The organism is Acinetobacter chengduensis (assembly GCF_003664645.1).
Lineage (GTDB): Bacteria > Pseudomonadota > Gammaproteobacteria > Pseudomonadales > Moraxellaceae > Acinetobacter > Acinetobacter chengduensis.
In genome coordinates this window covers 1-23940 of sequence record NZ_RCHC01000011.1, presented here as the reverse complement: position 1 = coordinate 23940, position 23940 = coordinate 1, and the positions used below count along the sequence as shown (strand labels likewise).

At 41.4% G+C, this 23940-nt stretch carries 22 protein-coding genes and 4 tRNA genes; 18 read left to right on the top strand and 8 right to left on the bottom strand.

Going from position 1 to position 23940, the window contains the following annotated elements:
* Positions 1-108 precede the first annotated feature (108 nt).
* The 5 genes from D9K81_RS10895 (at position 109) to D9K81_RS10875 (ending at position 4608) form a co-directional block, all read left to right on the top strand.
* Complete coding sequence (locus tag D9K81_RS10895; RefSeq protein ID WP_120375346.1) at positions 109-750, top strand: phosphoribosylanthranilate isomerase; 642 nt, start codon at positions 109-111, stop codon at positions 748-750.
* Complete coding sequence (gene trpB / locus D9K81_RS10890; RefSeq protein WP_120375345.1) at positions 734-1960, top strand: tryptophan synthase subunit beta; 1227 nt, start codon at positions 734-736, stop codon at positions 1958-1960. Before D9K81_RS10895 ends, trpB begins: the two co-directional genes overlap by 17 nt.
* Before the next feature lie 236 nt (positions 1961-2196).
* Positions 2197-2922, top strand: coding sequence for a CPBP family intramembrane glutamic endopeptidase (locus tag D9K81_RS10885; protein WP_120375344.1), 726 nt, complete (start codon positions 2197-2199; stop codon positions 2920-2922).
* Positions 2923-2937: 15 nt separating this feature from the next.
* Positions 2938-3450, top strand: coding sequence for a DUF1543 domain-containing protein (locus tag D9K81_RS10880; RefSeq protein ID WP_120375343.1), 513 nt, complete (start codon positions 2938-2940; stop codon positions 3448-3450).
* A 165-nt stretch (positions 3451-3615) separates the two neighbouring features.
* The gene (locus tag D9K81_RS10875; protein WP_120375342.1) at positions 3616-4608 is read left to right on the top strand and encodes a DUF2804 domain-containing protein; all 993 of its coding nucleotides are present in this window, start codon (positions 3616-3618) and stop codon (positions 4606-4608) included.
* Between the two features lie 84 nt (positions 4609-4692).
* Here the strand turns inward: D9K81_RS10875 and D9K81_RS10870 are convergent, their stop codons facing one another.
* The gene (locus D9K81_RS10870) at positions 4693-5562 is read right to left on the bottom strand and encodes a metal-dependent hydrolase (RefSeq protein ID WP_120375341.1); all 870 of its coding nucleotides are present in this window, start codon (positions 5560-5562) and stop codon (positions 4693-4695) included.
* Positions 5563-5710: 148 nt separating this feature from the next.
* Between D9K81_RS10870 and D9K81_RS10865 the strand changes: the two genes are divergently transcribed.
* Complete coding sequence (locus tag D9K81_RS10865; RefSeq protein WP_120375340.1) at positions 5711-6751, top strand: AraC family transcriptional regulator; 1041 nt, start codon at positions 5711-5713, stop codon at positions 6749-6751.
* Between the two features lie 43 nt (positions 6752-6794).
* On the opposite strand, the gene D9K81_RS10860 is transcribed toward D9K81_RS10865, so the two are convergent.
* The gene (locus D9K81_RS10860; RefSeq protein WP_120375339.1) at positions 6795-8141 is read right to left on the bottom strand and encodes a Na+/H+ antiporter NhaC family protein; all 1347 of its coding nucleotides are present in this window, start codon (positions 8139-8141) and stop codon (positions 6795-6797) included.
* A 360-nt stretch (positions 8142-8501) separates the two neighbouring features.
* On the opposite strand from D9K81_RS10860, the gene trpA reads away from it, so the two are divergent.
* The 4 genes from trpA to D9K81_RS10840 are packed head-to-tail and all read left to right on the top strand — an operon-like array spanning position 8502 to position 12482.
* Complete coding sequence (gene trpA, locus D9K81_RS10855; RefSeq protein ID WP_120375338.1) at positions 8502-9305, top strand: tryptophan synthase subunit alpha; 804 nt, start codon at positions 8502-8504, stop codon at positions 9303-9305.
* Positions 9302-10198: an acetyl-CoA carboxylase, carboxyltransferase subunit beta gene (gene accD, locus D9K81_RS10850; RefSeq protein ID WP_120375337.1), complete on the top strand. Its 897-nt coding sequence runs from the start codon at positions 9302-9304 to the stop codon at positions 10196-10198. The genes trpA and accD overlap by 4 nt, the downstream gene beginning before the upstream one ends.
* On the top strand, positions 10195-11481 hold the full coding sequence (gene folC / locus D9K81_RS10845; RefSeq protein WP_120375336.1) for a bifunctional tetrahydrofolate synthase/dihydrofolate synthase: 1287 nt from the start codon (positions 10195-10197) through the stop codon (positions 11479-11481). Before accD ends, folC begins: the two co-directional genes overlap by 4 nt.
* A complete protein-coding gene (locus D9K81_RS10840) occupies positions 11478-12482 on the top strand; it encodes an SPOR domain-containing protein (protein WP_120375335.1) in 1005 nt (334 codons plus the stop codon). Before folC ends, D9K81_RS10840 begins: the two co-directional genes overlap by 4 nt.
* 64 nt (positions 12483-12546) lie before the next feature.
* On the opposite strand, the gene D9K81_RS10835 is transcribed toward D9K81_RS10840, so the two are convergent.
* The 3 genes from D9K81_RS10835 to D9K81_RS10825 all read right to left on the bottom strand — a co-directional run bounded on the left by D9K81_RS10835 (position 12547) and on the right by D9K81_RS10825 (position 14771).
* Positions 12547-13071 carry a dual specificity protein phosphatase family protein gene (locus D9K81_RS10835; RefSeq protein ID WP_407923632.1) on the bottom strand — a complete coding sequence of 175 codons (525 nt, stop codon included), beginning with the start codon at positions 13069-13071 and terminating at the stop codon, positions 12547-12549.
* 53 nt (positions 13072-13124) lie between these two features.
* Positions 13125-13943 carry an MBL fold metallo-hydrolase gene (locus D9K81_RS10830; protein ID WP_120375405.1) on the bottom strand — a complete coding sequence of 273 codons (819 nt, stop codon included), beginning with the start codon at positions 13941-13943 and terminating at the stop codon, positions 13125-13127.
* Positions 13944-14135: 192 nt separating this feature from the next.
* On the bottom strand, positions 14136-14771 hold the full coding sequence (locus tag D9K81_RS10825; protein WP_120375333.1) for a peroxiredoxin: 636 nt from the start codon (positions 14769-14771) through the stop codon (positions 14136-14138).
* A gap of 336 nt (positions 14772-15107) precedes the next feature.
* On the opposite strand from D9K81_RS10825, the gene secA reads away from it, so the two are divergent.
* The 8 genes from secA (at position 15108) to D9K81_RS10785 (ending at position 21481) form a co-directional block, all read left to right on the top strand.
* Positions 15108-17831 (top strand): preprotein translocase subunit SecA, encoded by a 2724-nt coding sequence (gene secA / locus D9K81_RS10820; RefSeq protein WP_120375332.1) that lies wholly within the window; start codon positions 15108-15110, stop codon positions 17829-17831.
* A 139-nt stretch (positions 17832-17970) separates the two neighbouring features.
* Positions 17971-18327, top strand: a complete 357-nt coding sequence (locus D9K81_RS10815; protein WP_120375404.1) for a hypothetical protein — start codon at positions 17971-17973, stop codon at positions 18325-18327.
* 153 nt (positions 18328-18480) lie between these two features.
* Complete coding sequence (gene argJ / locus D9K81_RS10810; RefSeq protein WP_121523281.1) at positions 18481-19701, top strand: bifunctional glutamate N-acetyltransferase/amino-acid acetyltransferase ArgJ; 1221 nt, start codon at positions 18481-18483, stop codon at positions 19699-19701.
* Between the two features lie 148 nt (positions 19702-19849).
* Positions 19850-20917 carry a quinolinate synthase NadA gene (gene nadA / locus D9K81_RS10805; protein WP_120375403.1) on the top strand — a complete coding sequence of 356 codons (1068 nt, stop codon included), beginning with the start codon at positions 19850-19852 and terminating at the stop codon, positions 20915-20917.
* A 167-nt stretch (positions 20918-21084) separates the two neighbouring features.
* A tRNA-Pro gene (locus tag D9K81_RS10800) sits at positions 21085-21161 on the top strand.
* A gap of 34 nt (positions 21162-21195) precedes the next feature.
* Positions 21196-21272: transfer RNA gene (locus tag D9K81_RS10795), tRNA-Arg, on the top strand.
* Positions 21273-21311: 39 nt separating this feature from the next.
* Positions 21312-21387: transfer RNA gene (locus D9K81_RS10790), tRNA-His, on the top strand.
* A 17-nt stretch (positions 21388-21404) separates the two neighbouring features.
* Positions 21405-21481, top strand: a tRNA-Pro gene (locus D9K81_RS10785).
* Positions 21482-21602: 121 nt separating this feature from the next.
* On the opposite strand, the gene D9K81_RS10780 is transcribed toward D9K81_RS10785, so the two are convergent.
* Genes D9K81_RS10780 through D9K81_RS10770 form a run of 3 tightly spaced genes read right to left on the bottom strand, consistent with a single transcriptional unit; the run spans position 21603 to position 23766 of the window.
* A complete protein-coding gene (locus D9K81_RS10780) occupies positions 21603-22082 on the bottom strand; it encodes an OmpA family protein (protein WP_120375330.1) in 480 nt (159 codons plus the stop codon).
* A 2-nt stretch (positions 22083-22084) separates the two neighbouring features.
* Positions 22085-23314, bottom strand: a complete 1230-nt coding sequence (locus D9K81_RS10775) for a sensor domain-containing diguanylate cyclase (RefSeq protein ID WP_120375329.1) — start codon at positions 23312-23314, stop codon at positions 22085-22087.
* Entirely contained in the window at positions 23311-23766 is a 456-nt protein-coding gene (locus D9K81_RS10770) for a YfiR family protein (protein ID WP_227602111.1), read from the bottom strand. The genes D9K81_RS10775 and D9K81_RS10770 overlap by 4 nt, the downstream gene beginning before the upstream one ends.
* Positions 23767-23940: the final 174 nt, after the last annotated feature.

Here is a 23940-nt window from a genome sequence, read left to right as displayed (position 1 = left end):
AGTGGAATCATGCTGAAAATCCACGCAATACATGAAAATTGCATTACAATAATTCGCCCCAAACACATAGATCGGCTATGGCGAGGGTAGAGGTAGAGCTCAAAGAACATGCGAACCCGTGCCAAAATTTGCGGAATTACACGTATTCAAGATATACAGTCTGTTGTTCAAGCGGGCGCAGATGCAATAGGCTTTGTCTTTTTTGCACCTAGTCCTCGCAGTGTCACAGCAGTGCAGGCTGCTGAACTGATTCAGCATATCCCCCCTTATGTACAGACGGTGGGCTTATTTGTGAATGCGACCGCTACAGAAATACAAGATATTTTAAAAACTTCGCCTGTCGATATTTTACAGTTTCATGGCGATGAAAGTCCAAAACAGTGCCATACAATTGCACAGACAATCGGACGCCGTTGGTACAAGGCCATTCAGGTCAAGCCAGATCTAGATGTAATTGCCGAAATTCAAGCTTTTCAACAGGCAGGTGCCAGCGCCGTATTACTTGATGCATGGCATCCTGAGTTAAAAGGTGGCACAGGGCATAGCTTTGACTGGACACAGTTCCCTAAACTCGATATTCCTTTAATTTTGGCGGGCGGTTTAAAGCCTGACAATATTGAAGATGCGATTCAAACCACTGGTGCATACGCAGTAGACGTAAGCGGTGGTGTAGAATCGGCTAAAGGTATTAAAGACCAACAACTCATAGAACGCTTTATGCAAGGAGTCCATCGTGGATCAGCAAAATAAGATTGACTATACCCAATTCCCTGACGCACAAGGGCATTTCGGTATTCATGGCGGGCGTTTTGTGTCAGAAACTTTAATGGCAGCACTTGAGGATTTAGAAAAACTCTATTTCCGTATGAAAGATGATGCACAGTTTTTGGCAGAATTCGACCGTGACTTGGCGTATTACGTCGGTCGTCCTAGTCCTTTATATTATGCTGAGCGATGGTCGAAAGAGTTAGGTGGTGCGCAAATTTACTTAAAACGTGAAGACTTAAACCATACAGGCTCACATAAAGTAAATAACACGATTGGTCAGGCATTGCTGGCGAAACTTTCGGGTAAAAAACGTATTATTGCGGAAACGGGCGCAGGTCAGCATGGTGTGGCGACTGCTACAATTGCGGCACGTTTAGGCCTTGAATGTGTCGTGTTTATGGGCGCAGAAGACGTTAAACGTCAAGCCATGAACGTGTACCGTATGCGTCTACTTGGCGCAACCGTTGTACCTGTAGAAAGTGGTTCAAAAACATTGAAAGATGCCATGAACGAAGCAATGCGTGACTGGGTAACTAACGTAGATTCAACGTATTATGTGATTGGTACAGTGGCAGGCCCACACCCATACCCACAATTGGTCCGTGATTTCCAATCGATTATTGGTCGTGAAGCACGTCGCCAAATTCAAGAACAAGCAGGTCGTTTACCAGATGCTTTGGTTGCATGTGTGGGTGGTGGTTCAAATGCAATGGGCTTGTTCTATCCCTTCTTAAATGATGAAGATGTGAAAATGTATGGTGTTGAAGCTGCAGGTTACGGCATCGAAACAGGTAAACACTCTGCGCCATTAAACGCAGGTCATGTTGGTGTACTGCATGGTAACCGTACTTACCTCATGTCAGATGAACAAGGTCAGATTATTGAAACTCACTCAATTTCTGCTGGCTTGGATTACCCAGGCGTGGGCCCTGAGCACAGTTTCTTAAAAGATATGCATCGTGTGAATTATGTGCCAATCAATGATACTGAAGCACTTCAAGGTTTCCGTGATTTAACGCATATTGAGGGTATTATTCCAGCGCTGGAAAGCTCACATGCGATGGCTTATGTGACTAAACTTGCACCGACTATGGATAAAGATCAAATTATTATTGCGACGGTTTCTGGCCGTGGTGATAAAGACTTAATGACTGTTGCCCGTATTGATGGTGTAGAAATGGTTGAGATGTAAAAATCTCCCCAAGCCCCTCTTTATCAAAGGTGAGGATTTCAGAATGTATTCTGAGTTCGCAAGGGGAGAGGTTATATATTCTGAAACATCAAAATCGTGCAGAAGCAATTCCGCGCGATTTTTTTTATAGCAATTAAATGCTTTTCCGGAGACTTCTACAAAATACCAGCAGACTCAAAAAGTGCCATGAAGCACAATATCGTTGAAATTGTACTTTTTTAATAGATTCAATAATAATGACTTTTACTCAATTGGTTCGTGCTGAATCGTTTCCCACACATATTTCATGGCAATGGCGTGACAGCTTTGTACTATGTATCTTGCCACTGATATTTTTCAATAGTTTTGTCTTAACGCAATGGTTTGGCATTTCCGTTCGGGTTGCTTTAGGGGATTCTATTTTTCGGGGGATTTTATTTATTGCAGTATGTTGGCTGTATAAAAGCATGCTGTATACGCACTGGCAAAAGTATAAGCAGGCTTTTTGGCGTTCTAGTCTTTTGGTGGTCGTGGGTGCAATTGTATTGCAAGTGGTGATTTCTCTAACGCGTAGTATGCTGCCAGTCGGAACCAGCATTGAGGAAAAACCTTCTATTGATCCAAATAGCATTGCTTTTTTGAGTCTGTTGATCATCAGCCTTGGGCCACTATTTACCGCGTTATTAGAAGATATTATTTTCCGTTATACCTTACTGCAAAAGCTGTTTATACAGCCTTGGCTTTGGCGTGTCATTTTGGTGCTGTTGAACTCAATTTTATTTGGTTTAATTCATTATCATAATTTTGATGGCAATTTAATCGCTACGGTCAGCTTTATGATGGCTGGTCTATTTCTTAACTTAATTTATTTATGGACGCGTAATATCTGGCATGTCTTACTCATTCATTTGGTGAATAATGCGGTACTATCTCTAGGCGGTTTGATTGTATTGAAATTATTGCAAACAGTTGGTGCTGTTTGAAATTGAGGGAAAATTGTGTCCAGTTTATTTTTAGTCATGCTTGGCGGTCGTCATGCGCGTGCAAATACAGAAGTTCATGATGTGGTTTTTGCAATTGGCAATAGTTTAGAAGATTGCTATCCACAGCTACGCGAAGCATGGTTTGGTGAACAAAAAGGTTTGCATATTGATGCTTGGATGAAAGTTGCTGGTGTCATGTCACAAGATGTGCCATACCAAATTCAATTTTCTCATGCAGCACCAAATGCAACTTCAGAAAAGCTCTGGCTGATTAATTTAGGGGGCTATGATCCTGCTGAGTTTGGCGAATTACACCGCTATGTATTGGTGCCTGCTCGAACAGAGGCTGAGGCCAAACAGCAAGGTAAACTGCATTTTGCGACCCATTGGCAAAAGCAACATACAGACCGTGTGCTTGATGTAGACGATTGTATTAAGGTTGACTGTATAGATGGGCGTTATGTCGAGTTAATACAAGGCGATTTTGCGCCACAGCAGTGGGAAAATTGCTATATCCAGCTGAATTGAGTCTAAGCTTAGACCTCTAATGTAGTGCGCTGAATCGGCTTGGAATATTAGCTATTTATTTTTGTGAAGATATGCAGTATTTTGCAGAATAGACTGTTCAGCGACTCATTAATCCGCATAATAGGGACAGGATTTTCAAATCAATTATGCAAAGGATAGGCATAAATGGATTTAATACAAGCCAATGGACAGCCCCGTTATGGGCGTTTTAGTGCGTTGCCAAATCAAATCGATATTCGACGTTATGAATATCGCACCCCCTATGGAAAAGTATTAAATGGGTGGCGTAAACAATTAAAATATAAAAAATTTAAATTTTGTAGCATTCAACATCAGCACTATACGATTGGTCTGGCTATTGCCGACATTGGTTGGGCTGGGCATGCTTTTGTGTATGTTTATGATCATCTTCATAATGACGTGATGGACTGGAATGCCATTAATATTTTGGCCATGCAAACCAAAGTTGATGAGCAACCTTTATTTAATCACAGCCATTTTGTTAAATCAGAAATGCAAGTGGATATTGAGCATGCCAATGGTGTGCGCTATATCAGAGTAAGTAAATATGGTGAACTGCAACTGAGTGCACGAATTTTTTGTGCAGGCACGGATCCGTTAAGTTTATGCACACCCACGGGTATTAACGGCTGGACTTATACGCAAAAACTCACCACCTTAGGCTGCGAAGGTTTCTTCAAAAATAAACGCGGGCAAATGGTGCAGTTTAATGATCGTACATTTGCTTCATTAGACGATACTTGCGGATTTTTAAGACCTGAAACAGCATGGTTTTGGTTGTCGTGTAACTTTTGGGATACGCAGAAAAATCGTATTGGTCTAAATTTAGCGTCTGGCGTAAATGAAAGTTTTGGTAATGAAAACTGCTTGTGGGTCAATGGAGTATTGTTCGAAATCAGTGACATCTTATTCGAACAACAGTCGGATGAGCTCTGGCACATTCGTTCTTTAGATGGAGCTTTGGATTTAACTGTACATACCAGCTGGCGTCGTTATGAAAACCTCAACCTGCGTTTGGTCGGGAGTCAGTTTAGTCAGTGGCAGGCCAAAATTAGTGGATCAATTCGGCACAAAGACAACGAAGTGATTTTATTAAATGAATATGGCTTGCTAGAGCGCCACTATGCGAAGTGGTAGTGCTTAACTTAAATATTTCAATATGCATAAAAAAGCCGTATCGCGGATACGGCTTTCACTATTCATAGCTGAGTGATTTAAAAGCTATTGAGCAGCCTGCCAGAACACTTCAGCCGCTTGAATCGGATCTTGCGTTTCTTCAAATGTTTTTAGCCATAGATCGTAGTTATTCACGATCGGGTGTTGGCTCGGATGAAAATCTGACTTAAACCAATCTCTATACGGCTTGCTCATTCGAGTTAATGTGCCTTTTTTGCCAAAGAACCAAGGTAAGCCCTTTATATTTAACTTCAGACGTTCTCCTAAGCTAAAACCATCGTGTTTTAACATCACATTGGCACGATATAGCGTAAAGCCCGTCATGAGTGCGCTGGTCCACACCAAGGTAAATTTACGTAGGTTTTCATCCACATTCGCAACATCTTTCATGACATCAAAGGCCACATCACGGTGTTCCATTTCCTCAATGGCATGCCAAATAAATAGTGCACGCACATAAGGATGCGCTTCTTGTAAGACTTCTTTTCGGCTACAAAAGGTCTCTGCCATCAGTGCTGTTAAATGCTCAGCAGAAGCTGTCATGGCGATATTGTATTCTGCAGAGCGCTGGCTCAACTCAAACTTAAAAATTTTATTTAAGCGTCGAATAAATGCATCTACAGGCATACCTTGCTGTTTCATCAGCTGGTTCATTTTGTCGTGTGCTATGCCGTGTTGCGCCTCTTGGCGAATAAAATCTGCTACGCGTTGTTGCAGGTCTGGGTCTTCAATTTTGTCGCGAAACAAACGCACAGACTCAATAAAATAGCGCTCACCATCAGGAAAGGTCAGGCTCAGTGCATCAAACATACGTGTGAGGAAGGGATCACCACCAAACCAAAAACGTGGAATTTCTTCTAATTTGAAATTCAATTTAGTGCGCACTACAGGGTTAACTTGGACTATCGCATTCATATTTTTTTACTGTTATAGCCTTTCATGTTTGCATTATGTCGAATAAAAAGCACAAAGTTTTGACACTACTTGCCAATTTTTATACATTTAACGCCAAAGTGAAAATTTAGAATGTCAAAATGACAAAATAAAAATAAGGCGCGATCTGATGAATGAATTGCACATACCCAATGGTTATTATCAGTTGTGGAAGATGTATTTGCTTAGCCAAGGGCTGGATTACCAACACTTGGACAGCATCGCGCCGTACATTTCACAGCTAGACCATGTATTAAGTCAGCCGATTGATTCTCAGTCGCCATACACTTTTTTTAATACGGTAATGCAAGCCACTCAACAAGAGCTGAACTGTCCAAATTTAGTCTTTGAAATGGCGGAGCTGATACGACCTGAGCATTTTGGTGTATTGGGTTATATGGCTACTCGTTCGAATAGCGTGGCCGAAGCTTTGCAATATATTATGAAATTTAGCCGCTTGGTGATTGATGGTGTAGACATTACTCCCATGCAGCTGTCTTATGTTGGAGATGAGTTTTATTTAACTTGGCCGATGCATGATGCTAAATATGCTTTGGTGAATGAGCTTACAACTGCATGTATGGCACATTTGGCCAAGCAAATCTTTCCAGCATCATTAGTACTTAACTGCATGAAGTTTGCGCATGCACAGCAAATGGCGCGGTTCCATTATGAAAAATTCTTTGGCTGTAAAATTGAATTTGAACATTCTGAGTATGCTTTTGTATTAAATAGTGCGAGTTTAGATGTTAAGTCAGCACTTGCCGATCCATCGCTGATGCAATTATTACTCAAGCAGGCCGAAGACGCTATTGCCTCTAAACCTCGTATCGAAAATATAGAGCAGCAATTGCATCTGCATATTGCACAGTACTTAAAGCAGTACGCACAGGCCCCAAAAATAGAACAAATTGCCGATGAGCTATATACCTCGGTGCGTACCTTACAACGCCAACTTGCAGAGGCAGACAGTTCATTTAAAAAAGTTTTAGAAATTGAACGTATGAAACGCATCGAGCAATTGCTATTACAGCCTTTAAGCTTGCTAGACATCGCGCTACAACTGGGCTATTCAGATCAGTCGGCATTGGCGCGTGCGTATAAAAGCTACACAGGCCAAACCTTATTACAGCGCCGTAAAGCATTGAAGTTATTATCGAGTGACTTATAAAAAAAGCGGTCTCGAAAGACCGCTTAAACTTATTTTTTAATGCTTATGGTGTTGAAGGTTCGCGAGTTTTTAGTTGTGGATAACGAAAAATAATAGCCAGAATTGCGAATATACCCAATATCCAGCAGTAGTAAATTGAGCTGATTAACTCAATAGGTGAGATTTTTACAATAGAGCAGGCAAGTAGTAATTGTGCCCCGTATGGAATTAAGCCTTGTACCACACAAGAGAAAATATCCATTAAGGCAGCCGCGCGTTTAGGATCTACGCCATACTCTTTGGCAACTTCACGGGCCATATCACCAGAAAGAATAATCGCTACGGTATTATTGGCCACAAAGAAGTTAGAAAACACCACCAAGAAGCTAATGCCAATTTCACCTGCACGTTGCTGTCCCACTTTAAGCAGACGTGTCATGCTGTAAATACGCTGAATAAGCCATTCGAGGCCACCTTCACGTTGCATAATGGCAGAGAGGCCACCTAAAAACATGGAAAGCAAGGCCACTTCAAACATGCCGATAAAACCATCGTAAATCGCATTGTTTAGGCTCAAAAAGTTAAAATCTGGCTTAATGATAAGCCCCATGAGACCCGATAAAATCACGCCAATACTTAATACGGCCAGTACATGTAAGCGACTAAATGCCAGAATAAATACGGCCACATAAGGAAGCATTAACCATGCGTTATAGTCTTTCACTGCAATGGTTTGAGCACTACCACTGAGCAATATATAAATTATCAAACTGACAATAGATGCAGGAACTGCAATCCAAACATTGACACGGAATTTGTCACGCAGTTGTACCTTTAAACTGCTGGTTGCAGCAATGGTGGTGTCCGAAATCATCGATAGATTATCGCCAAACATTGCGCCACCAACCACAGCACCTATTGCATAGACGACAGGAATATCGGTTGCATGGCTAAAACCAAAGGCAATCGGTGCACAAGCAGCAATGGTGCCCATAGATGTGCCCATGGCTGTGGCAACAAATGCTGCAATCACAAACAGCATAGGCAAGATAAAGCTCGGTGGAATGATCGATAAACCAAATTGTACTGTAGCTTCTACACTCCCAATGCTACTACTCACACTGGCAAAAGCACCTGCCAACATAAACACCATAAACATTAAAATGAGGTTGGGGTGGCTGGCACCTTTTAAAAACTCATCAATACTGGCATTGAGTTTGCCACGGTACATTAAAATAGCGACCAAAACTGCGGGAAGCGCAGCAACAGGCGCTTTGACTTGATAAAAGGCAAACTCGGTGCCAATGAGCGTGTGGTAAATACCACTGCCTAAAAATACGGCCAAAAAAACAATAAGAGGAAGCAGTGCAATGGCACGTGCCTGCACTTTTCCTGAGGAGAGGGTGGTCATAGGAGATAAAAAAAATAAACAATGCAACTAGTATAGAGCAGGTTTTGCAATTTCAGAAAATTTAAATGTAAATGCTAAACCTGTTATTTATATCGTTTTTTTAGCAATAAAATTAAGTTTATCTAAAATCTTAAGATTTTTTAATTTCCTAAAATTAGGCATCTTTGATCATTGTGAAAAAAAACGAAATAACCGTAAATGATGCTTTCAGGCTTTTCTGGATATTTGCGCGAAGTTAGAAATGCAAGCATAACCGTTGTCACCCTATTCAAGGGGTGAAAAATAGCGTTACAATGCAATGGAGTCTTGTATTTCTGCAAAGCCAAAACAGTTTTGAACCATTCAAGGAAAGTTATCTCTATGTCACGTCTAGCTGCACGATTCGGAGCGCTTAAATCTCAACAGCGCAAAGCTTTGGTTTCTTATGTTATGGCAGGTGATCCACATCCGCATGTAACTGTACCGTTGCTTCATCAAATGGTCGATGCGGGCGTAGATGTGATTGAATTGGGACTTCCTTTTTCTGACCCTATGGCCGATGGCCCAGTGATTGCTTTAGCCGCAGAACGCGCTTTAGCAGGTGGCACAAATACGCTTGATGCACTCAATATGGTAAAAGAATTCCGTCAAAAAGACACAGAAACACCTGTGGTTTTGATGGGCTACTTAAACCCAGTTGAAGTGATTGGCTATGAAAAATTTGTGGCTTATGCACATGACTGTGGTGTAGACGGTATTCTGTTGGTTGATTTGCCACCAGAAGAAGCAAAAGATTTGGACGAAGTATTGAAGAAATACGATATGGATCAAATTTTCTTGCTTGCACCGACTTCAACTGATGAGCGAATTCAGCACGTAGTAAAACAAGCTAGCGGTTTTGTTTACTATGTATCGTTGAAAGGGGTAACGGGTGCTGCAACTTTAGATGTGTCTGAAGCTGCCAACCGTATTCAGAAAATCAAAGCTGCCACTGATGTACCAGTGGGTGTTGGTTTCGGTATTAGTGATGCAGCCTCTGCGAAAGCAATGGGTGCAGTTGCGGATGCCGTAATTGTCGGTAGTGCTTTTGTGAAGCAATTTGCCAGCTTAGCGCCAGAACAAGCCGTAATTGCAACGGTGAATAAAGTGAAGGAGCTTCGAGCAGCGCTCGATGAGTTAGTATGAGTCAAGACGTCAAAACAGGGAAAACGTTAAGCCCGGCTACGCCGTGGACAGATCGTGGTGTACCTGGCATTCATGTGCCAGATGAACAACAGACATTAAAAGCGACTTTTACTGAGCCAACGATCGAATGTCCTGAGTGTCATGCCTTAGTAACACGTACTGCAATGTCATTTAATGCTTATGTTTGTCCGCAGTGCGATGAACATTTACGCATGAAAGCACGTGATCGTTTGAACTGGTTTTTTGATCAAGTACAAGTAGAATTAGGCCAAGAGTTTGCTGCAAAAGACCCCCTCGGTTTTGTAGACAGCAAACCATATCCAGAGCGTATGGCTGAAGCTCAGAAGAAAACTGGCGAAACTGAAGCGCTAGTTGTCATGCAAGGCTTACTCAAAGGCATCCCATTGTTGGCATGTGCTTTTGAATTTGACTTTATGGGCGGTTCAATGGGGACGGTTGTAGGTGATCGTTTTGTACAAGCAGCTGAACGTGCAATTGAGTTGAATCAACCTTTGGTGTGCTTCGCAGCTTCTGGCGGTGCACGTATGCAAGAAGGCATGCTGTCATTGATGCAAATGGCACGTACATCTGCAGCTATTCAAAAAATGAAAGATGCAGGCTTACCGTACTTGGTGGTATTAACGCATCCTGTGTACGGTGGTGTAACGGCATCTTTAGCAATGTTAGGCGATGTTCACTTAGCTGAACCAAAAGCGATGATCGGCTTTGCGGGTAAGCGTGTGATTGAGCAAACAGTACGTGAAAAATTGGAAGAACCGTTCCAGCGTGCAGAATACTTGCTTGATCATGGTGTAATCGATCAAATTGTTCACCGTCACGCATTACGTGATACAGTTTACCGTATTGTCGCGAAACTGATGAACTTGCCTTGAACACACCAGCACCTCTTGCAACAGATTCTTTAAACACATGGCTCGATTATTGGGGCCATGTTCACGTTACAGGGATTGATTTAGGCCTAGAACGGGTCATCCCTGTTGCTGAGTATTTGGGTGTTACACGCCCTGATGCAAAAGTACTTACCGTTGCAGGAACCAATGGTAAAGGCTCAACAACGACAACTTTAGCAGCCATATTAAATGCGCAAGGGTATAAAGTTGGTCTTTACCAATCGCCACATATTTACCGCTTCAATGAACGCGTTAAGCTTCAAGGCAAAGAAGTCGACGATCAATCGTTGATCGATGCTTTTGTTGCTGTGGATCAAGCACGTCGCGCATGTGATTTATCATTGTCTTTTTTTGAAGCGACCACGCTTGCAGCCTTTGTGATTTTTAAAGCGCAGGCCTGTGATGTATGGGTACTTGAGGTTGGTTTAGGTGGCCGTCTCGATGTCGTTAATGTCATTGAGCCAGATGTTGCCGTCATTACCAATATTGGCCTAGATCATACGGATTGGCTGGGCGATACCATTGAAAAAATTGCGTTTGAAAAAGCAGGTATTATTCGTCCGAATATTCCAGTAATTTTTGGTGGACAACAAATCTTACCACAAGCGATTCAAGACAAAGCAAACAGTTGTAACGCACAGTTATTCGCGGTGAATCGTGATTATTTTTATCAAGATCATGAAGATGGCCAAACCTGGTCATTTGCTTCTGCAGGAACCACGCTTAAGTTACCTGTCGGGAAGTTAGCTTTAGAAAATATCTCGACTGCCGTGGCCGCAGTATTGCTAAGTGGCTTAAACGTTACACAAGAAGCCTTGGTCGCAGGCATACAAAATGCACAATTACAGGGACGATTTGAAGCCCGTGAAATTGCGGGAAAAACAGTGATATTTGATGCGGGACATAATCCGCACGGCGTTGAATTTTTGTTAAATCAATTGCGAAAATTCATGCAATACAATAAACAGTACACTGAAGTCATCGGTGTTTTTTCAATGTTAGGCGATAAAGATATAAAATCTGTCGCTAACCTATTGAAAAACTCTGTTTCAATGTGGAAGATTGCTCCATTAACTGTAGCTCGGGCAGCAAGTATCGAACAGCTGGACGATGCGCTACAGGGATTGAACGTACAGCATTTCGATAGCATAAAAACAGCTTTTCAATCAGCGCTGGATGAAACAAAAAATAATCAGCTGATTATGGTATGTGGTTCTTTTCATACCTTGGAAGCGGTATGGGAGTATTTGGAAGAATGTCAATGAATAACAAACAACGCTGGATGGGTGGCGCTGTTTTATTAGGGGGTGGCGTATTGTTAGCTGCTCTGCTGCTAAAAGGGCAGGAAGAAATACATCAAAATCGAAATGTTACGCCTGATACAACCAGTTCTGAACAAAATAAAGCAACCAATGATGCGGGTTTAACCGTAGATGTTGCGACAGAAAAACGTTTGTTGGAAGAGCAAAAGCGTGCGCGTGAAAAATCAGTTGCAGAACAAGAAGCACGTGCAGCTGAGTTTTTAGCAATGCAACAACAAGCTGAAGCAGACGCAGCCCGTAAAGCTGCAGAAGAATATGCCGCTTTAAATGCACGCCGTACCGCACAGCAAAGCTCAGACAACATTCCACCTGAATTGGTCGAGGATGATCAAGCCAAACAAAAGCGTTTAGCTGAGGAAAAGTTGGCGGCCCAAAAAAAGTTAGATCAGCAGAAGTCACAACAGCAGGCCGATCAAGCTAAAGCGACTGCGACTCAAAAAGCTGCTGAAGAAAAGCGTCAAGCTGCTGAAAAGCACAAAGCAGAAGTGGCGAAAAAAGAAGCAGAGGCAAAACGTAAAGCGGAAGCAGACAAGAAAGAAGCTGAAGCGAAGCGCAAAGCTGATGCTGAAAAGAAAGAGGCTGAAACCAAACGTAAGGCTGATGCTGAGAAAAAAGAAGCAGAAGCAAAACGTAAAGCGACTGAAGCTAAGAAAAAAGCTGAAGCTGAAAAAGCGCGTGATTTATTGGAAAATGGCGATAAACAGTGGATGGTACAAGTGGCCTTGGCTGCCAATGAAGCCAATGCTGATGCCCTTGCCGCAAAGCTAAAAGCTAAAGGCTTTAAAGTGACTAAAAGCCCAACCTCTAAAGGTGTACGGATTATGGTTGGTCCATCTAAGGACCGTGATTCTGCCGATACAGCACGTAAGAAGATCACGTCTGATGCCAGCTTAGGTATGAAATCTGCTTGGGTGATTGAGTGGGTACCACTCGACAAGCGTTGAAATCAATTTTAGTAGCTGTCGCTGATCTATTCAGATGACTCCTGACATTAACTTATCGTTATTTTTAAGATGGATTCGTGAGTTGCTCACGAATCCATCTTATATTATTAGGGCTAAATAAAGTCTCAATATTGATCCAAATAGGGTGGAAGCCAAACCCACCATATTTCATTTCTGCCAAAGCTTCTTCTTTAGACCAATCCTCAAAAATAATTCGGTACATTGCAATACTTGCACCCGTGCGGTCTGAGCCGTGATAACAATGGATTAGCACATTTTGATGCTGTGCTTGTGCCTTTTGAAGCTGTTTCATGACGAGCAGTAAGTCATTTCGTGAGATTGACCAGGTATGAATTGGAACGTGCACCAAGTTCAGAGCCTGCTGTGAAAATTGCGGCGTATCTGTATCGCGTGCTCTTAGGTTAATAATGGTTTGAATCTGATGGTGTTGTAGTGCTGGAATCAAATCTCTTGAAGGTTGTTCACTGCGATATAGCCAAGGACTGACCTGATAAAGATTTGTCTTTTGATCCAGCACCGTGGCCCATTGTTTTGGCCGTTGTTGTTCATTCAACGATGCTGTAGTCATACATCCAGAGCTCATCGAGATGATGAGCACCATGCTTATTCGACAAAATATGTTCATTGTGGAAGATACCGTGTCAATTCGACAGGATCATGTGCACAAATAATGTCAATATCTGATTCATGCTGTGCGAGGTGTTGGATTTTTTTCAGGTTTTGTATGCGCTGTGCATTGTCATAGGCAAATACACGTTCCAATTGGTTTAATGTATGAAGATTATGCTGACCATCTAATTCAAGATGCGAGTAGTAAGCATCACCGCAAAAGAATAACCAGCCATCCTTGTGGTGAATGGCAATCCCACAATGTCCTGCACTATGGCCAGGTAGTGGAATAAGTAAGATTTCATCTTGAAATAAGTTGAAGCCTTGTACGCGATTTAAATTAAACCAAGCTTCACCGTTTAATGGCTCAATAAAATTCCAATAGCGATGTTGCTTAAACTGTTGTGGCTTATAGCGCGCCCGATTTTTAATGCCTTTTAAATTTTGAGTGGCGTTGTATTCACTTGAAAGCACATGCACGGTTGCAGCAGGGAAGTCTGAAATTCCACCAGCATGATCGAAATCTAAATGTGAGACCAAAATATGTTTCACATCGCTTGCTTGAAAACCAAGCCTTTGTATTTGAGCGATAGCAGAGAGCTCTAAATTTGTTTCAATACGGCCAATACGCGTTGTAAGACGGCCAAGTCGCTGTGCGGTATGTAAATAATCTTGCATGCCCAGCCCAGAATCAACCAACACTAAGCCTTGGTCGGTTTCTAATAGTAGACAATGACAGACTACATGTGCCATTAAACTTGATTGGCCAAAAAGCGGGCCACAAACGGGGCACATAGTGCCACAGTGTAAATGATGAATATTATGGATCATGGCGATTTTATATTTAGATGGCGCTGATTTATTGTTGATGATTTTACACATAAGCCAGCGACTTGGGAGTAGCTATTGTGCAAACTTGAGTAATAGCAGAATGTAAAAAAGCCCATCCGAAGATAGGCTGATATGATTGCCTTACATTGGCTCGTAAAAATGTAAGGCGATCATGAATTTATTGTCTTAGCTTTACTCAGGTTGAGGTGTTAGGCGTAAATATGGCGTTACAGCTTTATAGCCTTTAGGGAAGCGTTGTTTAATCTCAGCTTCATCTTTTAATGAAGGTACAATCACCACATCTTCACCCTGTTGCCAGTTGGCAGGCGTTGCCACTTTATGAGTGTCTGTAAGTTGTAGTGAATCGACAACACGTAAGATTTCATGGAAATTACGTCCTGTAGATGCTGGATAGGTAATAATTAAGCGAACTTTTTTATTCGGATCGATAATCACCAGTGAACGCACAGTTAAAGTTTCGCTAGCATTTGGATGAATGAAATCATACAGCGTTGACACTTTACGGTCTTGGTCGGCAATAATCGGGAAATTCACCGAGGTGTTTTGAGTCTCATTAATGTCGTTAATCCAGCCTTTGTGTGATTCAACATCATCCACCGATAAGGCAATTGCTTTTACACCACGTTTGCTAAATTCATCTTTTAATTTTGCCGTAAAACCTAATTCAGTTGTACATACTGGTGTGTAATCTGCGGGATGTGAAAAAAGAATACCCCAGCTATCGCCAAGAAAATTATAAAAATTAATCTGACCTTCGCTTGAATCTTGCGTGAAGTCAGGAGCGATATCGCCTAAACGTAAACTCATGGTTGTGCCTCGAATGATTATTTATATTGGTGTCTGGAAACAACTATGAGCGCTTTTTTTTATAATGAAAAATAGTGTTTTTTTATTTCTTTATGAATTTTAAAGATAAGTGTGGCTGATCTATTTGGATGATTTGCATAAATCTCTATAGGCACAGACTTTTTAGCCTGTTTAAAATTTGTTACATTAGCAAAGCTAAGCTTTATTGGGCCACATTAGGTTCATAGAAATTTTATGAGGTTTTTGTGCAAAGCCCTTGTACTTCAAATTTCTAGCACCATAATAACGACTAAGAAAACTTATTCATTTGACAAGCAAGATTTAGAGAGTCTATTCATGTTGGCAAGTCTGATCGGAGGAATCTTCGGTACCAAAAATGAGCGTGAACTCAAACGCATGCGCAAGATCGTAGAAAAAGTTAACGCGCTCGAGCCGACGATATCAGCCCTTAGCGATGCGGACTTATCTGCAAAAACTGAAGAATTCAAACAACGTTATAAAAATGGTGAAAGCCTAGATAAATTAATGCCAGAAGCATTCGCAGTTTGCCGTGAAGCGGCAAAGCGCGTTATGGGCATGCGTCACTACGACGTACAAATCATTGGTGGTATTACCCTTCATGAGGGTAAAATTGCCGAGATGCGTACAGGTGAGGGTAAAACCCTCATGGGTACGCTGGCTTGTTATCTGAATGCTTTAAGTGGTGAAGGCGTTCATGTGATTACAGTGAACGATTACTTGGCACAACGTGATGCTGAGTTAAACCGCCCATTATTTGAGTTTTTAGGCTTAAGTATTGGCATTATTTACTCAATGCAAGACCCGACAGAAAAGGGTTTGGCATACCGTGCAGATATTACCTACGGTACAAACAACGAATTTGGTTTCGACTATCTTCGTGACAATATGGTGTTCTCACTTCCAGAGAAAAAACAACGTGGTTTAACTTATGCCATTATCGATGAGGTCGATTCGATCCTAATCGATGAAGCACGTACGCCATTAATTATTTCTGGTCAAAGTGAAGATTCTTCGCAGCTGTATGCTGCGATCAATAGCATTCCACCTAAGTTACATGCGCAAAAAGAAGAAAAAGTCGCAGATGGCGGTCACTTCTGGATTGATGAAAAGCAACGTACTGTCGAAATGACAGAAATCGGTTACGAAACAGTTGAGCAAGAATTAATTCAAATGGGCTTATTGGCCGAAGGTGAAAGTTTATATTCATCTGCTAATTTGAACTTGGTTCACCATGTTTCAGCAGCCATTCGTGCGCATTATTTATATCAACGTAATGTGCAATATATTATTCATGATGGTGAAATCATCATTGTGGATGAAAACACAGGCCGTACAATGCCTGGTCGTCGTTGGTCAGAAGGTTTACACCAAGCTGTTGAAGCAAAAGAAGGCTTAGAAATCCAGCCTGAAAACCAAACGCTTGCAACCACAACCTTCCAAAACTATTTCCGTTTGTATAAAAAACTTTCAGGTATGACGGGTACAGCAGATACCGAAGCTGCTGAAATGAAAGAAATTTACGGTTTAGATGTAGTACTTATTCCAACGCATCGCCCGATGGTGCGTAAAGATGAAAACGATTTAATTTATTTGAATCGTAATGGTAAATACAGCGCGATTATTCAAGAAATCCAACGCATTCATGAAGCTGGCGTAGCGCCAATTTTGATTGGTACAGCAACGATTGAAGCCTCTGAAATTTTGTCTGATAAATTGAAAGAAGCGGGTATTGCCCACGAAGTACTCAATGCAAAACAGCACGAGCGTGAAGCGGATATTATTGCGCAAGCAGGCTCGCCACGTGCTGTGACCATTGCAACTAACATGGCAGGTCGTGGTACAGACATTCTGTTGGGTGGTAACTGGAAAGCCTTACTTGCGAAAATCGAAGCACCAACTGCTGAAGATGAAAAACGCTTAAAAGACGAGTGGGAAGCGAATCATGATGCTGTTTTGGCATCAGGTGGCTTACACATTATTGGTTCAGAGCGTCATGAATCACGCCGTATTGATAACCAGCTCCGTGGTCGTGCTGGACGTCAAGGTGACCCAGGTGTTTCACGTTTCTATCTATCGCTTGAAGATGACCTAATGCGTATTTTCGCAGGTGATCGCGTAGTGGGTATGATGCGTGCAATGGGCTTGAAAGAAGATGAAGCCATTGAGCACAAAATGGTGTCGCGCTCGATTGAAAATGCACAACGTAAAGTTGAGGCACGTAACTTCGATATTCGTAAGAACCTATTGAAATACGATGATGTAAATAACGAACAACGTAAAATTATTTATACACAACGTGATGAAGTATTGACTGAAGCATCATTGGAAGAAAACATCGAAGGGATGATTTCTGATGTTATGAAAGGTGTGATTGAAATTTATGTACCACCTGAGTCAATTCACGATCAGTGGGACATTCCAGGCCTTGAAAGCGCATTGCGTGAAGACTTAGGTATTGATTTACCAATTACACAGTGGCTTGACGATGACCGTCGTCTAGACGAAGAAGGCTTGGCTCGACGTATAACAGATGAAGTTCTGTCACGTTATAAAGCACGTCGTGCGCAAATGGGTGAAGAGTCTGCTGCAATGTTGGAACGTCATTTTGTTCTAAATGCTTTAGACCGTCATTGGAAAGAGCATTTGGCGGCGATGGATTACCTACGCCAAGGTATTCATTTACGTGGGTATGCACAAAAGAACCCTGAGCAAGAATACAAAAAAGAAGCATTTAACTTATTTGTAAACATGCTGGCGGTAATTAAGTCTGATGTGGTAACTGATTTATCTCGCGTACATGTTCCAACCGCAGAAGAGCTTGCAGAGATGGAAGCTCAAAAACAAGCACAAGCCGAAGCAATGCAATTGAACCTATCGCATGCTGAATTTGACAGCTTGTTGGATGACGGCGTAGCAACGGATGTTGTAGATGCACAATTTACACCGGTAGGTGATGAGATTGTCGCACCAGAAAGCCGTAATTCACCTTGTCCATGTGGCTCAGGACTTAAATACAAACAGTGTCACGGTAAAATTTAAGTGATACATAAAATAATCAGAACCTCAGGGTTCTGATTATTTTTGTAGTATAGATTGATAGTTGGTGAATAGTATTTGCAGCCCAAGCCATTAGATGGTATTTAGTTGCAAAGTCCCTGAAGAAATTGTGGAACAAACAATGAAAAAATTATTACAGCCTCTCATGATTGCTGCATTAGCAGTCCCAGCATTTGCGTATGCAGATTCAGTTCAAACCACGACACCTGCAAAAGTTCAACAAGCGATTGGTGCTACAACAGCAGATGTGCAATTGGGCACAGATGGTAAAGTAACAGTGACCAGTCCACGTACTGGCATTCGTTATACTTTTGATAACCCAAATCGTCCGATCGTGATGCAAACTGCAGCGGTAACCGCGGCGAATGCAGCAAATGCGGATCGCATTGTGGCAGAGAACCCAGCGCTGTCTTCTGCAAGCCAGCAAAATGCAAAAAAATCATTATTAAATGAAGCAGCACAGCTTGCACGTAATTGATTTTATGTCATTTTAATAACCAGCCAATCGGCTGGTTTTTTATTGCCACAATACTCAGAATAAAAATAGCCTAAAACTAGGCATCTACTCGATTTTTACTCAATTTTGTTCTAAGCTGTATTTTTTTCATAAATTGAATTAGGCGTTTAAAAAATGGCAGTTGGTGACGTATCTATGCCACAGATGCATGTGGTGAAAGGTGTAAAAATTGGTTCGGCAGAAGCGTATGTACGCTATCAGAACCGACGTGACCTAGTTATTTTTGAATTTGCTGAAGGTTCAAATGTGGCTGGTGTATTTACGCAAAATGCATTTTGTGCAGCGCCAGTACATGTTTCTAAAGCACACTTAAAAGTGGGTAATCCGCGTTATTTAGTGATTAATACAGGTAATGCAAATGCAGGTACAGGTCCGACAGGCATGGCTAATGCAGAAGCAACCTGTGCAAAATTAGCTGAACTGGCGGGTATTTCAGCAACTGAAGTTCTTCCGTTCTCTACAGGTGTGATTGGTGAGCAATTACCAATTGAACGTTTAGTACAAGGTTTACAGCCTGCTTTAAATACTTTAAACGAAAATGCATGGTTAGATGCTGCTACAGGCATTATGACTACAGATACCACACCTAAAGGGGCTTCTGAGCAGTTTGTGCTGGATGGCATTACCTATACCATGACGGGTATTTCTAAAGGTGCTGGTATGATTCGCCCAAATATGGCCACCATGCTGGGTTATGTCGCGACTGATGCACCTATTAGCCGTGAATTGGTACAACAACTCCTATCAGAGGCGGTAAATGTGTCGTTTAACCGTATTACGGTAGACGGTGATACCTCAACCAATGACTCATGTATTTTTGTGGCGACAGGTCAGGCGGGTGGTCATGAAATTAGTGCTACAACTGATCCGCGTTATACAGCGGTTGCAGATGTGCTGACACGTGTTATGAAACGCCTTGCACAGCTCATCATCCGTGATGGTGAGGGTGCAACTAAATTTATTACAGTCGCTGTAGAAGGCGGTGCCAATACGCAAGAATGTTGTGATGTGGCGTATAGCATTGCACATTCACCCTTGGTGAAAACAGCTATTTTTGCTTCAGATCCAAACTGGGGTCGTATTTTAGCAGCCATTGGTTATGCAGGTGTGCCAAACTTAAATGTTGAACATATTCAAGTTTGGTTGGGCGATGTGCAAATTTGTAAAGATGGCGGTGCTGCAATAGATTACACAGAAGAGGCGGGTGCTGCCGAAATGCAAAAAACAGAAATTACCATCCGTGTGGATTTAGGCCGTGGTGATGCGAAGGATACGGTATATACCTGCGATCTGTCGTATGACTACGTAAAAATCAATGCAGATTATCGTTCTTAAAATAGTGATTTTAAAAAGCCTCCATTGGAGGCTTTTTTATAAAGCTAAGTTTTTAATGACTGGTCAAAAAGCATATACAGCCATTTGAACAGTCATATCGGTGAGCTCATTTTAGTTAATGGGCATTATGGATAGAGTAGACCTTATGATGAATGATGCGACAAATTTAATTGCCAACGAAGCGAAATCGATTGTGCAAGCGCATTTAGACCGTTTGGGCGAGCCAAAGGAACATGTACTGTCAGAGCAAGCCAAATTAGCTAAGTTCGAGCAGATTAAAGTTGCGCTTAAAGCGCGTGATGCTGTATTGGTAGCACATTATTACTGTGATCCCGAAGTACAGGAGCTTGCAGAGCTGACTGGTGGGTGTGTTTCTGACTCATTAGAAATGGCCCGTTTTGGTCGAGATCATGAGGCATCTACCTTGGTGGTGGCAGGTGTTAAATTTATGGGAGAAACCTCAAAAATATTGTCTCCTGAAAAAACTGTCTTAATGCCAACATTAGAAGCTACCTGTTCACTCGATTTAGGCTGTCCTGTAGACGAGTTCACTCAATTTTGCGATGCGCATCCAGATCATACCGTTGTGGTCTATGCCAACACTTCTGCAGCTGTAAAAGCACGTGCTGACTGGGTAGTGACTTCAAGCTGTGCTGTAGAAATTATCGAACACCTCGACAGCTTGGGTGAAAAAATTATTTGGGCACCCGATCAGCATCTAGGACGTTATATTCAAAAGAAAACAGGCGCAGATATGCTGCTGTGGGATGGTGCATGCATCGTGCATGAAGAATTCCGCTCACGTGGTATTGCCAACATGAAAGCACTCTATCCAGATGCTGCAGTTTTGGTACATCCGGAATCACCAGAATCGGTTGTGGATGTTGCCGATGCTGTAGGAAGCACCTCACAGTTAATTAAAGCTGCACAAACATTGCCGAATGAACAATTAATTGTAGCAACGGACAGAGGCATTTTTTATAAAATGCAACAAGCAGTCCCGAATAAGACCTTAATTGAAGCGCCAACGGCAGGAGAAGGGGCTACTTGCCGTTCTTGTGCTCATTGTCCATGGATGGCAATGAACGAATTAGACGGTATTTTGCAAGTTCTAGAAAAAAAAGATCAAGAAATATTCGTAGATGCAACTTTGGCAGAACGTGCGAAATTACCACTTGATCGAATGTTGAACTTTAGTGCGTCATTAAAACGCTAAAAATGCTTAAAAAATATCAATAATGCTTGATAAATAAACGCTTGAAGCATTTTTTGATATTTTTTTGAAGATAGGTGTTGACGTCTTCGGGCGTCAAGCCTAGAATGCACACCGTACCGAACGATACATCGAAAGATAAGTTGATCGGTATGAAAGCTGAGATGAATCGGAGCATAGCACAGCCTGGTAGTGCACCTGGTTTGGGACCAGGGGGTCGTAGGTTCGAATCCTACTGCTCCGACCAATTCCTCAAGGCAAATGATGTTTACATCAGTTAAGCGCTTGTAGCTCAGTTGGATAGAGCATCCGCCTTCTAAGCGGATGGTCACAGGTTCGAATCCTGTCAGGCGCGCCATTTGGTCGCTTGATATATTAAGAACCAAATGTTGTAATGGTGGATGTAGCTCAGTTGGTAGAGCCCTGGATTGTGATTCCAGTTGTCGCGGGTTCGAATCCCGTCATTCACCCCAACTCTAGTAGTTGAAATCGGAGCATAGCACAGCCTGGTAGTGCACCTGGTTTGGGACCAGGGGGTCGTAGGTTCGAATCCTACTGCTCCGACCAATTTATAAAAAGTGGTCGAGATAAAGATACCGCGTTAAGCGGTTTTTTTATGCCTAAAATTTAGTGAAATAAAAAGCCTCAATATGCTGAGGCTTTTTTTTGTTTCTGGCTTACAATTGTTTTAGGGAATAATAATGATATTCACACGGCGATTCTTCGCGCGATTTTCTTCACTGTCATTGCTTACGATTGGTTGATCTGAACCACGACCAATAATTTGTACATTTTGAGTTTTAAAACCTTCGGCAAAAAACACATCCGCAACACTTTGCGCTCTTTTCTGAGATAGTTGGTAGTTGTAGGTGGATTGCCCGATATTATCGGTGTGACCAGTAAATTTGAGTTTTTCTAAATCGTATTTTTGCAATTGATGTGAAAGCTCAGTCAGTTTTTCTTTTTGATGATTTTGAATGCGGTAATCATCAAAGTTAAATAATAGACGTTCAGGGAGTGCGAGAGTCCAGCCCTCATTGTTTAATACAAAACCTTCTTTTTTTAACATACGTGCTTGCTTGTAATTTAGATGACCTAAATTCATACAGCCCGTAAGGCTAATACTAAAAATAATCATGAGTAGGGCGCTGAAAGTTTTTTTATGCATATTTAGGCCTGTTTGCTTTTGGATTGTAGGGAGATGTGCCATTTCTCTGCAAAGTTTTTTGCATCGTACATAGCTTGATCTGCATCGCTAATTAAATCTTCTGGAGATTTAGAGAGTTGAGTAAGAGCAACACCAATGCTGGCATCTAAAACAATATGCTGTTGCTCGAACATATAGGTAGAGGTATAGCAAGCATGAATTTTTTGACAAAGTTGTTGTATTTCGTCGCTGTCCATTACATCGGGAATAATAACTGCAAATTCGTCTCCTCCGAGCCGAGAGAAAAAAGCATTCTCTGGTAGGACTTTACGAACGCAATAAGAAGAAGCACGAAGAACGGCATCACCTGCTAAATGCCCAAATTGATCATTGACTTGTTTAAAGTCATTTAAATCTATAAACAGCACAGCAGCATTGCGTACACCTGCTTCTTCATAATATTGAAACAGAGTCTCATAAAAAAAAGGTCGGTTGGGAAGTTGGGTGAGTGGATCGTGTCGAGATTGATGTAGAAGTTTATTATTTTCTGTCATTAAGCTTTGATTTGATTGCTCAATTTCACAGAGTAAGCCATTAAATGCAGTGCTGAGCGCTTGAAGTTCTTGAATATCAGAGTTCGAAACACGCATGGTGTAATTTTTTTTAAGGCTAATGGTTTGTGAGGATTCCACAATATCTCGAATAGAATGCATGAGATATTGATAGACCGAACTTACAGACCAAAAAACGGCTGCCAATAAAACTAAAAATCCAATAAATAATCCAAGCAAAATTTTGTGAAAAAAGCTCACTAAATCTGCGGAGTTGCCATATATCAATAATTGTCCGTATGTTTTGTTATTGTGCTGAATGGGGAGTGTAATTGGGTCGCGGTAAAATAGCAGGTCAAGTAAGTTTTGGCTTGACCAAGTACTAATCGGTTTTTGCTCTGTATGTGCGAGAATTTTTTTTTGTGTCGAAAATATATCTATAGAACGAATAGGATATTGCTGTATGTATTCTTGCAATATTTGTCCCATGGTACTTTGGTCTTGAAAGACCACAGCGGGTTGAACACGTTCATTAATAGCATCTGCTAAAATATTTAAACTATTTTTGGCATAAGTGTTCATGGTATAGGTTGAAATTGCTAATAAAATAGCTGAACAAATACCAAAGGTTAAAATAAAAATGGTCAGCTGAGAGCGAGTGAAAAGCTGATGCAATGTAATTGGATTATATAGTTGCTTCATGGTTTTGACTCCGCTGGTTTTGCGAGCATTAATACCCGCGGGTCAATATGAATTTTGGATTGCGTTAAGCTTTCCATGTTTATCTTAAATGCGTAACTTTGATTTTTTTTATATAGGCAAAAAGCACTGCCAGTTTCACAATTAATATTATTGCTACTTATAGAGAGTGCGGGGTAGGTGACTGCTGTATTTAAGATGTTTTGCTCTTCTTTATCGCTCAGATTACTAAAAAATAATACGGTACAACTTGATGTTCGTATTTCAGAATTATTTTTATTGCTGATTTTGTATGGGCTGTCAGTTGGTAGGTTGTTTTTAAGCTGTTGTGCAAATGCAGTATTGTTGACCACACAAATTTCAGGCGTGGCTGTTGGCCATTTTGCATAACTTAAAATGGCTAAAGATGTGTGGTAGATATCTGATACGGGCGTGGCGTGTAATGAGCTACTCAATAAAAGACCACAGATCAAAAATCTTATTTTATTTCTGCTAAAAACCATATTGTGTATATTTTTGAGGGTTTATATAAATGGCTATTTATTCTTAAACAAATAAAAAACTGTGTAATACGTCTAATAATAATACAGAAAATGCTAAATGTGTTTAAAAAAGAGACATGCGTAAAT